The sequence below is a fragment of the Mycobacterium genavense ATCC 51234 genome (assembly GCF_000526915.1).
Taxonomy (GTDB): domain Bacteria; phylum Actinomycetota; class Actinomycetes; order Mycobacteriales; family Mycobacteriaceae; genus Mycobacterium; species Mycobacterium genavense.
In genome coordinates, this window is record NZ_JAGZ01000017.1 from 13,900 (window position 1) to 26,735 (window position 12,836).

The window sequence follows — 12,836 nt, forward strand, 5'->3', positions numbered from 1 at the left end:
GCTGCAGGGGTGGGTCTCAGGTCGGCGAAATTTTCGCTCCGGTGCTGTGCAACCATGCTGTGTGCTCCCAGGCGTGCGCTACAGTGACTCATGCCACACAAAGGGGCAGGTGGCAGCATGTGTCGACGGAAGGATTCCCTATGGGCGTCGCTATCGAGGTCAGTGGGCTGACCAAGTCCTTCGGCTCCTCGAGGATTTGGGAAGACGTGACCCTGGATATCCCCGCCGGGGAGGTCAGCGTTTTGCTGGGCCCGTCGGGTACCGGCAAGTCGGTGTTCTTGAAGTCGTTGATCGGCCTCCTTCGTCCGGAACGTGGCTCGATCGTGATCGACGGCACCGACATCATCGAGTGCTCGGCCAAGGAGCTCTACGAGATCCGCACCCTGTTCGGGGTGCTGTTCCAGGACGGCGCGCTGTTCGGCTCGATGAACCTCTACGACAACACCGCGTTCCCGCTGCGTGAGCACACCATGAAGAAGGAAAGCGAGATCCGTGACATCGTCATGGAGAAGCTGAGCATGGTGGGCCTCGGCGGCGACGAGAAGAAGTTCCCCGGCGAGATCTCCGGTGGTATGCGCAAGCGTGCCGGCCTGGCCCGCGCGCTGGTGCTGGACCCGCAGATCATTTTGTGCGACGAGCCCGACTCCGGTCTGGACCCGGTCCGTACCGCCTACTTGAGCCAGCTGATTTTGGACATCAATGCCCAGATCGACGCGACCATCCTGATCGTGACGCACAACATCAACATCGCCCGCACGGTGCCGGACAACATCGGCATGCTGTTCCGCAAGCACCTGGTCATGTTCGGGCCGCGCGAGGTGCTGCTGACCAGCGACGAGCCGGTGGTGCGCCAGTTCCTCAACGGCCGCCGCATCGGGCCGATCGGGATGTCCGAGGAGAAGGACGAGGCGACCATGGCCGAAGAACAGGCCATGATCGACGCGGGTCACCACGCCGGCGGTACCGAGGAGATCGAGGGCGTGCCCCCGCAGATCACCGCGACGCCCGGGATGCCCGAACGCAAGGGTGTGGCCCGCCGTCAGGCCCGCGTGCGCGAGATGCTGCACACCCTGCCCAAGAAGGCGCAAGCCGCCATCCTCGACGACCTCGAGGGCACGCACAAATACCAAGCGCACGAGTTCGGCGACTGACCATCGTCCGACCCACCGGCCCGATCACCCCGGCTCGCGGTGGTCGGGCCTGCTTGTGCCTGCCGGAAGCCGCGGTCAGAGGAATTCACTGACAACTTGCCGCCCCTTCCTCTTGACGAATACGCCTGCACAGGTCAATCTGTTGGGCAGCATGTACCCACGGGCAATTCGAGATGCCAGCCAGCGTCTATCCCCCGGGATGGGTAGTTGAGGAATGCGCGCGCCTGCGCTATTGTTGGACTTTGCGCTGGCTATTTCCTGCCCACCTCACCCGCCACCTGACACCGTGGTCTTAGCCTGAGCCCCCTCTGCGGTTCAGCTATTTAGTTGCGCGCGTGAGGCTTGAGCAGTTCGTTCGCCGGCTTAAACCGAAATAATTTGCGGCGAACAAGGTCCGGTGGCCCGGTTCTCGTCAGTCGCACGAGGTGCTGGAAGGATGCATCTTGGCAGATTCTCGCCAGAGCAAGACGGACTCCTCTAGTTCTAACAACTCCGTGCCGGGAGCACCTGACCGAGTATCTTTCGCCAAGCTTCGCGAACCGCTCGAGGTTCCGGGGCTTCTCGACGTGCAGACCGACTCCTTTGAGTGGTTGATCGGTTCGCCGCGTTGGCGCGAGATCGCTGCCGCCCGCGGGGACGTCAACCCGGTCGGTGGCCTCGAAGAGGTGCTGTACGAGTTGTCGCCCATCGAGGACTTCTCGGGCTCGATGTCGCTGTCGTTCTCCGACCCCCGCTTCGACGAAGTCAAGGCGCCGGTGGACGAGTGCAAAGACAAGGACATGACGTACGCGGCGCCGCTGTTCGTCACGGCCGAGTTCATCAACAACAATACCGGTGAGATCAAGAGCCAGACGGTCTTCATGGGTGACTTCCCGATGATGACCGAAAAGGGCACGTTCATCATCAACGGGACCGAGCGCGTGGTGGTCAGCCAGCTGGTCCGCTCGCCCGGCGTGTACTTCGACGAGACGATCGACAAGTCGACCGAGAAGCTGCTGCACAGCGTCAAGGTGATCCCTAGCCGCGGCGCGTGGCTTGAGTTCGACGTCGACAAGCGCGACACCGTCGGTGTGCGTATCGACCGTAAGCGTCGTCAGCCGGTCACGGTGCTGCTCAAGGCGCTGGGCTGGACCAACGAACAGATCCACGAGCGGTTCGGCTTCTCCGAGATCATGATGTCGACGCTGGAGAAGGACAACACCGCCGGCACCGACGAGGCGCTGCTGGACATCTACCGCAAGCTGCGTCCGGGCGAGCCGCCGACCAAGGAGTCCGCGCAGACCCTGCTGGAGAACCTGTTCTTCAAGGAGAAGCGCTACGACCTGGCCCGCGTCGGCCGCTACAAGGTCAACAAGAAGCTCGGGCTGAACGCCGGTGAGCCGATCACGTCGTCGACGCTGACCGAAGATGACGTCGTCGCCACCATCGAGTACCTGGTGCGCCTGCACGAGGGTCAGTCGACCATGACGGTGCCCGGCGGGGTCGAGGTGCCGGTGGAGACCGACGACATCGACCACTTCGGCAATCGCCGGCTGCGTACCGTCGGCGAGCTGATCCAGAACCAGATCCGGGTCGGCATGTCCCGGATGGAGCGTGTCGTCCGGGAGCGGATGACCACGCAGGACGTCGAGGCCATCACGCCGCAGACCCTGATCAACATCCGGCCGGTCGTCGCCGCGATCAAAGAGTTCTTCGGCACCAGCCAGCTGTCCCAGTTCATGGACCAGAACAACCCGCTGTCCGGGCTCACCCACAAGCGCCGCCTGTCGGCGCTGGGACCGGGCGGTCTGTCGCGTGAGCGCGCGGGCCTCGAGGTCCGCGACGTGCACCCGTCGCACTACGGCCGGATGTGTCCGATCGAGACCCCGGAGGGGCCGAACATCGGTCTGATCGGCTCGCTGTCGGTGTACGCGCGGGTCAACCCGTTCGGGTTCATCGAGACGCCGTACCGCAAGGTGGTCGACGGTGTGGTCAGCGACGAGATCGAGTACCTGACCGCCGACGAGGAGGACCGCCACGTCGTGGCGCAGGCCAACTCGCCGATCGACGCCGACGGCCGGTTCATCGAGCCCCGCGTTCTGGTCCGCCGCAAGCAGGGCGAGGTCGAGTACGTGCCGTCGTCCGAGGTCGACTACATGGACGTGTCGCCGCGCCAGATGGTGTCGGTGGCCACCGCCATGATCCCGTTCCTCGAGCACGACGACGCCAACCGTGCCCTGATGGGTGCCAACATGCAGCGCCAGGCGGTTCCACTGGTGCGCAGCGAGGCGCCGCTGGTCGGCACCGGCATGGAGCTGCGTGCCGCGATCGACGCCGGCGATGTGGTGGTGGCCGACAAGGCCGGGGTGATCGAGGAGGTGTCCGCCGACTACATCACCGTGATGGCCGACGACGGCACCCGGCACACCTACCGGATGCGCAAGTTCGCCCGGTCCAACCACGGCACCTGCGCCAACCAGTCGCCGATCGTCGACGCGGGTGACCGGGTCGAGGCCGGCCAGGTGATCGCCGACGGTCCGTGCACCGAAAACGGTGAGATGGCGCTGGGTAAGAACCTGCTGGTGGCGGTCATGCCGTGGGAGGGCCACAACTACGAGGACGCGATCATCCTGTCCAACCGCCTGGTTGAGGAGGACGTGCTCACCTCGATCCACATCGAGGAGCACGAGATCGATGCCCGCGACACCAAGCTGGGCGCCGAGGAGATCACCCGGGACATCCCGAACGTCTCCGACGAGGTGCTCGCGGACTTGGATGAGCGCGGCATCGTGCGGATCGGGGCCGAGGTTCGAGACGGCGACATCTTGGTCGGCAAGGTCACCCCGAAGGGGGAGACCGAGCTGACGCCGGAGGAGCGGCTGCTGCGGGCGATCTTCGGTGAGAAGGCCCGTGAGGTCCGCGACACCTCGCTGAAGGTGCCGCACGGTGAGTCCGGCAAGGTGATCGGCATTCGGGTGTTCTCCCGTGAGGACGACGACGAACTGCCGGCCGGCGTCAACGAGTTGGTCCGCGTCTACGTCGCCCAGAAGCGCAAGATCTCCGACGGTGACAAGCTGGCCGGACGCCACGGCAACAAGGGCGTCATCGGCAAGATCCTGCCGGTCGAAGACATGCCGTTCCTGCCGGACGGCACCCCGGTGGACATCATCCTGAACACCCACGGTGTGCCCCGGCGTATGAACATCGGCCAGATCCTGGAAACCCACCTCGGGTGGGTCGCCAAGGCCGGCTGGAACATCGAGGGTGCGCCCGAGTGGGCGGCGAACCTGCCGGAGGGCCTGCGGCACGCGCAGCCGGACCAGACGGTGTCGACCCCGGTGTTCGACGGCGCCAAGGAGGAGGAGCTGCAGGGTCTGCTGTCGTGCACGCTGCCCAACCGGGACGGCGACGTCATGGTGGACGCCGACGGCAAGGCGAGGCTGTTCGATGGCCGCAGTGGTGAGCCGTTCCCGTACCCGGTGACCGTTGGCTACATGTACATCATGAAGCTGCACCACCTGGTGGACGACAAGATTCACGCCCGCTCCACCGGTCCGTACTCGATGATCACCCAGCAGCCGCTGGGCGGTAAGGCGCAGTTCGGTGGCCAGCGATTCGGTGAGATGGAGTGCTGGGCCATGCAGGCCTACGGTGCGGCGTACACGCTGCAGGAGCTGCTGACCATCAAGTCCGACGACACCGTCGGCCGGGTCAAGGTGTACGAGGCGATCGTCAAGGGCGAGAACATCCCCGAGCCGGGGATCCCCGAGTCGTTCAAGGTGTTGCTCAAGGAGCTGCAGTCGCTGTGCCTCAACGTCGAGGTGTTGTCGAGCGACGGCGCGGCCATCGAGCTGCGCGAGGGCGAAGACGAGGACCTGGAGCGCGCCGCGGCGAACCTGGGAATCAACCTGTCTCGCAACGAATCCGCGTCCGTTGAGGACCTCGCTTAACTCACGTTTTTAGGTATCTAAACCCGCAAGGGGAAAGGGAGTTACGTGCTCGACGTCAACTTCTTCGATGAACTCCGTATCGGCCTGGCCACCGCGGAGGACATCAGGCAATGGTCTTACGGCGAAGTCAAGAAGCCGGAGACGATCAACTACCGCACGCTGAAGCCGGAGAAGGACGGCCTGTTCTGCGAGAAGATCTTCGGACCGACTCGCGACTGGGAGTGCTACTGCGGCAAGTACAAGCGGGTTCGCTTCAAGGGCATTATCTGTGAGCGCTGCGGCGTCGAGGTCACTCGCGCCAAGGTGCGTCGCGAGCGGATGGGCCACATCGAGCTGGCCGCACCGGTCACCCACATCTGGTACTTCAAGGGCGTGCCTTCGCGCCTCGGGTACCTGCTGGACCTGGCGCCGAAGGATCTCGAGAAGATCATCTACTTCGCCGCGTACGTGATCACCGCGGTCGACGACGAGATGCGGCACAACGAGCTCTCCACGCTCGAGGCCGAAATGGTGGTGGAGCGCAAGGGTGTCGAGGACCAGCGCGACGCCGACCTCGAGGCCCGTGTCCAGAAGCTGGAGGCCGACCTGGCCGAGCTGGAGGCCGAGGGCGCGAAAGCCGATGCGCGACGCAAGGTTCGCGACGGTGGCGAGCGCGAGATGCGTCAGATCCGCGATCGGGCCCAGCGTGAGCTGGACCGGCTCGAGGACATCTGGACGACGTTCACCAAGCTGGCACCCAAGCAGCTGATTGTCGACGAGAACCTCTACCGCGAACTCGTCGACCGCTACGGCGAGTACTTCACCGGGGCGATGGGCGCTGAGTCGATCCAGAAGCTGATCGAAAACTTCGACATCGACGCCGAAGCCGACATCCTGCGTGACGTCATCCGAAACGGCAAGGGGCAGAAGAAGCTTCGCGCCCTGAAGCGGCTGAAGGTCGTTGCCGCCTTCCAGCAGTCGGGCAACTCGCCGATGGGCATGGTGCTCGACGCCGTTCCGGTGATCCCGCCGGAGCTGCGCCCGATGGTGCAGCTCGACGGTGGGCGGTTCGCCACGTCCGACCTCAACGACCTGTACCGCCGCGTGATCAACCGGAATAACCGCCTCAAGAGGCTGATCGACCTCGGCGCGCCCGAGATCATCGTCAACAACGAGAAGCGGATGCTGCAGGAGTCGGTGGACGCCCTGTTCGACAACGGCCGTCGGGGCCGCCCGGTCACCGGGCCGGGCAACCGTCCGCTCAAGTCGCTGAGCGATCTGCTCAAGGGTAAGCAGGGCCGGTTCCGCCAGAACCTGCTCGGCAAGCGTGTCGACTACTCGGGCCGTTCGGTCATCGTGGTCGGCCCGCAGCTCAAGCTGCACCAGTGCGGTCTGCCCAAGCTGATGGCGCTGGAGCTGTTCAAGCCGTTCGTGATGAAGCGGCTGGTCGACCTCAACCACGCGCAGAACATCAAGAGCGCCAAGCGCATGGTCGAGCGCCAGCGTCCCCAGGTGTGGGACGTGCTCGAAGAGGTCATCGCCGAGCACCCGGTGCTGCTGAACCGCGCGCCCACCCTGCACCGACTCGGCATCCAGGCTTTCGAGCCAATGCTGGTGGAGGGCAAGGCCATTCAGCTGCACCCGTTGGTGTGTGAGGCGTTCAACGCCGACTTCGACGGTGACCAGATGGCGGTGCACCTGCCGCTGAGCGCCGAGGCGCAGGCCGAGGCCCGCATCCTGATGCTGTCGAGTAACAACATCCTGTCGCCGGCGTCCGGCCGGCCGCTGGCCATGCCGCGTCTGGACATGGTGACCGGGCTGTACTACCTGACCACCGAGGTCGCCGGGGCCGACGGCGAATACCGCGCGGCCGCCAGGGATGAGCCGGAGCAGGGCGTGTACTCCTCGCCGGCCGAGGCGATCATGGCGTCCGACCGCGGCCTGCTCTCGGTGCGCGCGGCGATCAAGGTGCGGCTGACTCAGCTGCGTCCGCCGGCCGAGATCGAGGCGGAGCTGTTCGGCCAGAACGGTTGGCAGCCAGGCGATTCGTGGATGGCCGAGACGACCCTCGGCCGGGTGCTGTTCAACGAGCTGCTGCCGCTGGGCTACCCGTTCGTGAACAAGCAGATGCACAAGAAGGTGCAGGCCGCCATCATCAACGACCTGGCCGAGCGCTACCCGATGATCGTGGTCGCGCAGACCGTCGACAAGCTCAAGGACGCCGGCTTCTACTGGGCGACCCGAAGCGGCGTCACGGTTTCGATGGCCGACGTGTTGGTTCCGCCGCGGAAGAAGGAGATCCTCGACCACTACGAGGACCGGGCCGACAAGGTCGAAAAGCAGTTCCAGCGTGGTGCTTTGAACCACGACGAGCGCAACGAGGCGCTGGTGGAGATCTGGAAGGAAGCCACCGACGAGGTCGGTAAGGCGCTGCGCGAGCACTACCCGGCCGACAACCCGATCATCACGATCGTCGACTCGGGCGCAACGGGTAACTTCACCCAGACCCGAACGCTGGCCGGCATGAAGGGTCTGGTGACCAACCCGAAGGGTGAGTTCATCCCGCGTCCGGTGAAGTCGTCGTTCCGCGAGGGCCTGACCGTGCTGGAGTACTTCATCAACACCCACGGCGCTCGAAAGGGTTTGGCCGACACCGCGTTGCGTACCGCCGACTCCGGGTACCTGACCCGTCGTCTGGTGGACGTGTCGCAGGACGTGATCGTCCGCGAGCACGACTGCGAAACCGAGCGGGGCATCATCGTCGAGCTGGCCGAGCGTCAGCCCGACGGCACCCTGATCCGCGACCCGTACATCGAAACCTCGGCGTACGCACGGACTTTGGGTGCCGACGCGGTTGACGAAGCCGGCAACGTCGTCGTCGCGCGTGGTGAGGATCTGGGCGACCCGTCGATCGAGGCCTTGCTGGCCGCGGGGATCACGCAGATCAAGGTGCGTTCGGTGCTGACGTGCACCACCGGTACCGGTGTGTGTGCGACCTGCTACGGGCGTTCGATGGCGACCGGCAAGCTGGTCGACATCGGCGAGGCCGTCGGTATCGTGGCCGCGCAGTCCATCGGTGAGCCCGGTACCCAGCTGACCATGCGCACCTTCCACCAGGGTGGTGTCGGTGAGGACATCACCGGCGGTCTGCCGCGGGTGCAGGAGCTGTTCGAGGCCCGGGTGCCGCGAGGCAAGGCGCCGATCGCCGACGTAACCGGGCGGGTTCAGCTCGAGGACGGTGAGCGCTTCTACAAGATCACCATCGTCCCCGACGACGGTGGCGAGGAAGTCGTCTACGACAAGCTCTCCAAGCGGCAGCGGCTGCGGGTGTTCAAGCACGAAGACGGTTCTGAGCGAGTGCTGTCCGACGGCGACCACGTCGAGGTGGGCCAGCAGCTGATGGAAGGCTCGGCCGACCCGCACGAGGTGCTGCGCGTGCAGGGCCCCCGCGAGGTGCAGATCCACCTGGTCCGCGAGGTCCAGGAGGTCTACCGCGCTCAGGGTGTGTCGATCCACGACAAGCACATCGAGGTGATCGTTCGCCAGATGCTGCGCCGCGTCACCATCATCGACTCCGGCTCGACCGAGTTCCTGCCGGGTTCGCTGATCGACCGCGCGGAGTTCGAGGCGGAGAACCGCCGGGTGGTCGCCGAGGGCGGCGAGCCGGCGGCCGGACGTCCGGTGCTGATGGGTATCACGAAGGCGTCGCTGGCCACCGACTCGTGGCTGAGTGCGGCGTCGTTCCAGGAGACCACGCGAGTGCTGACCGATGCGGCGATCAACTGCCGCAGCGACAAGCTCAACGGTCTGAAGGAGAACGTGATCATCGGAAAGCTGATCCCGGCGGGTACCGGCATCAACCGGTATCGCAACATCCAGGTTCAGCCGACCGAGGAGGCCCGCGCCGCGGCGTACACGATCCCGTCGTACGAGGATCAGTACTACAGCCCGGACTTCGGTCAGGCCACTGGTGCCGCGGTTCCGCTGGACGACTACGGCTACAGCGACTACCGCTAGTCGACAAACGAGAAAGCCCCGGGCTTACCCCCGGGGCTTTCTCGTTGCGCGCACTGTGCCGACTGCCCGGTCAGCCGGGCGTTCGCGGCCGAACCAGGTCGCCATCGTGCGGATTAGATCGCAGAAATCCGCCGGCGTGTAATTGCGGTGCCAGTGCCGAAGGTAAACGTCTTTGGGCAGGATCAGCACATCCACCTCATCCGCCGCGACGACCGTGGAGTTGCGGAAATCGCCCCGGATTACGCCCGTGACGCCCAACGGCTCCCAGGGGTGGACCCGAAAGTAGTCGTATCCGCCCGACGGCCGGCCGCGCAGCCCGGACGTCAGCGGGACATAGACGAAGCTCGCCCGGGCGCCGACTTCGGTCAGGCATTCGCCCGGCGAAAGATGGGCCAGGCGGGTGCTTTTGAAGCCGAGGTCGGGATCGATGTGGTCCGTTCGGTAGCCGCGGTCGGCGACATTACGCAGGAAGGCGACGCGCTTCTCGTAGACCCAGTCGATCGCGCTGGCCGCCAGGAAGCGTTGCCGCTCCTGCTCGGGCGCGTTGCGCAACGCCGGGACGCAGACGACACGATCCTTGATCGACGGGGCGCGGGCGACCACCAATTCGGCTACCAGCGGGGCGAATTCGGGATTGTCTTCGGTGTGTTCGAGCAGCAGGCAGGTACGCCGGCCGCCGTCTTGGCCCGTCCCGCCGATGAAGCTGTCGACGACGTCGGCCTGGATGTCGTCGACGATCACCGACGCGTTGTGCGCGGCGCGGCGCACGGCGTCGTCCGACCCGAAGCTGCCGCGGAAGAAGGCGATGCGCAGGTCGCCCTCGTGGGTGACCTCGGCGATCTCGAGGTTGGCCTCGCCGGCATTGATCGGGTTGTCGCCCTCGAGAAGGTATGTCCGCCCGTCCCGGTCGTGCAAGGCGTAGACCACGTTCGCGGTGCGCTGGTCGATGAAAATCTGATAGTTGCCCGAGGTTCTCAGGTGGGTGCCGCGCTGGCGCAAGGTATCCGCGCAGCGTAGGCAGCGGATGGTGTCCACGACATCGGTGACGAACTCTTGAGCTTGCGGTGCAACGACTTCCAGCCAAGCAAAGGCCGTGTTCTCGAAGTCGTCGTAGTGGGGAGCGAGCAGCTGCGCGTGGTGCTCTTGCAATGACTCGGGGCTCGCCGCGCGCCGCAGTGCGGCCTGGTGGTCAGCGCGTTGCTCGTCGGTGCGACTCTTCTTCAGCTGCTTGGCGTGGTACAGCGCCTCCAGCGGGTGGCTGAGGATATGGAGCATCCTGTCGCGCAGGGCCGTCGCGTCGTTGAGCACCGCGGCCGGCACGGAGCTTTTGCTGTGGGCATAGCCCAGTGCCGCGAGCTCGCGCAGGATTCGTTGTGAGGGCCCGGCGAACACGGCCGCACTGGTCAGGCGCAGCACCCGCCAGGCCAGGTTCCCGATGTTGTCCTCCCATAGAATGTCGACGATCTCGTCGAACGGCTCGCCGAAAGCCTACTGCCCGCGAACTCCGCATGGACCAGTCGTCCAAAGGGATTCAGGTCGGACATCCCGATGTCGTGGGCGCAGGCAAGCAGGCAGCCGTAGCTCGTCATGAAGTCCAGGCGCTGCCGCGGTCGCTCGGCGATCTTGACGCCCGACACGTTGGCGATCATGTCGACGATGCGATGGGCGACATCGCGCATGTGCATCACGCCGTGATCGGTGAACAGGGCGAGATGGCTGATCGGATCCTCGAGGAAGGTCGGATCCTTGGCCACCTCCTCGAGGGTCAGGCTCCCGTTCACCTTTGAGTAGTAATTGCGTTCGATGATTTCGCGGATGCGTGCCGGCAGTACCAGGTCCAGCGTTGCTTCGGCGTCCGTCGGCGTCATTATCATCTCCGCGAGTTGTCCGGTGGCCAGATCGTTTATCTTCGAAATCGACTGTACCGAAAAGGAACTGAGTTTGCAGACGGCGCGATCGGCATTCGTGAGCCGATGTGGGGCAGGAAAACCGGGTGCGGTCAGATCCTGAGGCATTCGAATTCACCGCCGAATCCGTCGACCATCCGTGTTTGCACCGACGATCTCATGTTCGGGCCGCGGGGTCCAGCGGTGTACTCGCCCGTCGGCCCTGGAAACTAGACTGGCCGACGTGCTAATCGGTTCGCACGTCAGTCCGCAAGACCCGCTGGCCGCAGCGGAGGCCGAGGGCGCTGACGTAGTACAGATATTCCTCGGCAACCCGCAGAGCTGGAAGGCGCCCAAGCCCCGCGAGGACGCCGCCGTGCTGAAGGCCGCGGCGCTGCCGATCTATGTGCATGCGCCCTACCTGATCAATGTCGCGTCGGCGAACAACAAGGTACGGATCCCTTCGCGCAAAATCCTGCAGCAGACCTGCGACGCGGCCGCCGACATCGGCGCGGCGGCGGTCATCGTGCACGGAGGCCACGTCGCCGACGACACCGACGTCGACGAGGGTTTCCAACGCTGGCGTAAGGCGCTCGATCAACTGGAGTCCACCGTGCCGGTGTACCTGGAAAACACCGCGGGCGGCGACCATGCGATGGCCCGCCACTTCGACACCATTGCCAGGCTGTGGGATGTCATCGGCGACAGCGGAATTGGCTTCTGCCTGGACACCTGTCACACCTGGGCCGCCGGTGAGGCACTGATCGGCGCCGTTGACCGGATCAAGGCGATCACCGGCCGGATCGATCTGGTGCACTGCAACGACTCCAAAGACGAAGCGGGCTCGGGTCGGGACCGCCACGCGAATCTGGGCACCGGCCAGATCGATCCCGACCTGCTGGTCGCCGCGGTCAAAGCCGCCGACGCGCCGGTGATCTGTGAAACCTCCGACGACGGCCGCAAGGACGACATCGCGTTCCTGCGGGACAAGACCACCGGCTGATCGCGGGCCCATGCGCTGCCGGCTTGCCGCGCTTTTGCGGGATAGTCCTCCTGGCCGCGGGATGGTCGTCGTCGACGCCGCCGTCGGGCTTCGTGGCCGGCACCAGCGTTCACAGCATCACGGTGGGCGGACGCGAGCGCAGCTACCGGCTCTACAAGCCGGCGAGCGTGGCCGCGCCCGCCCCGCTGGTGGTGATGCTGCACGGCGGCTTCGGTAGCGCTGAGCAAGCCGAACGAGCCTACAAATGGGACGAATTGGCCGATTCGGACAAGTTCATCGTCGCCTACCCCGAGGGTCTGCACCGGGCCTGGAACGTCAACGGGGGAGGGTGCTGCGGTCGGCCCGCGCGTGAAGGCGTCGACGACGTCGCCTTCATCGGCGCCGCCGTCGCCGACATCGCCAAGAACATCGCCATCGACCTCGCGCGGGTCTACGCCACTGGGATGAGCAACGGCGCCATCATGGCCTACACGCTGGCGTGCGATACGGATACGTTCGCCGCGATCGGCCCGGTGTCCGGTACTCAACTCGACGCGTGCCGGTCACCGCGTCCGGCGTCGGTCTTCCACATTCACGGCACCGCCGATCGTCTCGTTCCCTACCAAGGCGGACAGGGATTCAGCGTCATCAATGGCCCCTCCGTGCCGGACGTGAACGCGTTCTGGCGCAACGTCGATCACTGCGGCGCCCCTGCCGTCACGACCGATGGCCCGGTGAGCACCTCGACGACGGCGTGCCCCGGCAATCGCGGCGTCGTGCTCGCCACGGTCGACCAGGGCGGCCACGATTGGCCGGCGTTCGCGACCCGGACGCTGTGGGAGTTCTTCGCCGCACACCCACGTTAGGCATTACACCTCTTGTGCGATTGTTG

At 65.4% G+C, this 12,836-nt stretch carries 7 protein-coding genes; 5 read left to right on the forward strand and 2 right to left on the reverse strand.

Annotated elements, in window-relative coordinates:
- Positions 1-140 precede the first annotated feature (140 nt).
- From T428_RS0123280 to T428_RS0123290, 3 genes are all read left to right on the forward strand, one after another.
- Complete coding sequence (locus tag T428_RS0123280) at positions 141-1,151, forward strand: ABC transporter ATP-binding protein (RefSeq protein ID WP_025738343.1); 1,011 nt, start codon at positions 141-143, stop codon at positions 1,149-1,151.
- A 443-nt stretch (positions 1,152-1,594) separates the two neighbouring features.
- Positions 1,595-5,080 carry a DNA-directed RNA polymerase subunit beta gene (gene rpoB / locus T428_RS0123285; protein WP_425412074.1) on the forward strand — a complete coding sequence of 1,162 codons (3,486 nt, stop codon included), beginning with the start codon at positions 1,595-1,597 and terminating at the stop codon, positions 5,078-5,080.
- A gap of 45 nt (positions 5,081-5,125) precedes the next feature.
- Positions 5,126-9,076, forward strand: a complete 3,951-nt coding sequence (locus T428_RS0123290) for a DNA-directed RNA polymerase subunit beta' (protein WP_025738345.1) — start codon at positions 5,126-5,128, stop codon at positions 9,074-9,076.
- A gap of 24 nt (positions 9,077-9,100) precedes the next feature.
- On the opposite strand, the gene T428_RS0123295 is transcribed toward T428_RS0123290, so the two are convergent.
- Both T428_RS0123295 and T428_RS0123300 read right to left on the reverse strand, forming a co-directional pair.
- Positions 9,101-10,492: a hypothetical protein gene (locus T428_RS0123295; protein ID WP_025738346.1), complete on the reverse strand. Its 1,392-nt coding sequence runs from the start codon at positions 10,490-10,492 to the stop codon at positions 9,101-9,103.
- Positions 10,480-10,944, reverse strand: a complete 465-nt coding sequence (locus T428_RS0123300; protein ID WP_156943042.1) for a hypothetical protein — start codon at positions 10,942-10,944, stop codon at positions 10,480-10,482. The genes T428_RS0123295 and T428_RS0123300 overlap by 13 nt, the downstream gene beginning before the upstream one ends.
- Positions 10,945-11,206: 262 nt before the next feature.
- Between T428_RS0123300 and T428_RS0123305 the strand changes: the two genes are divergently transcribed.
- Together T428_RS0123305 and T428_RS0123310 are read left to right on the forward strand one after the other, a co-directional pair.
- Positions 11,207-11,965: a deoxyribonuclease IV gene (locus T428_RS0123305; protein ID WP_025738348.1), complete on the forward strand. Its 759-nt coding sequence runs from the start codon at positions 11,207-11,209 to the stop codon at positions 11,963-11,965.
- 23 nt (positions 11,966-11,988) lie between these two features.
- On the forward strand, positions 11,989-12,810 hold the full coding sequence (locus tag T428_RS0123310; RefSeq protein WP_036468765.1) for an extracellular catalytic domain type 1 short-chain-length polyhydroxyalkanoate depolymerase: 822 nt from the start codon (positions 11,989-11,991) through the stop codon (positions 12,808-12,810).
- Positions 12,811-12,836 lie beyond the last annotated feature (26 nt).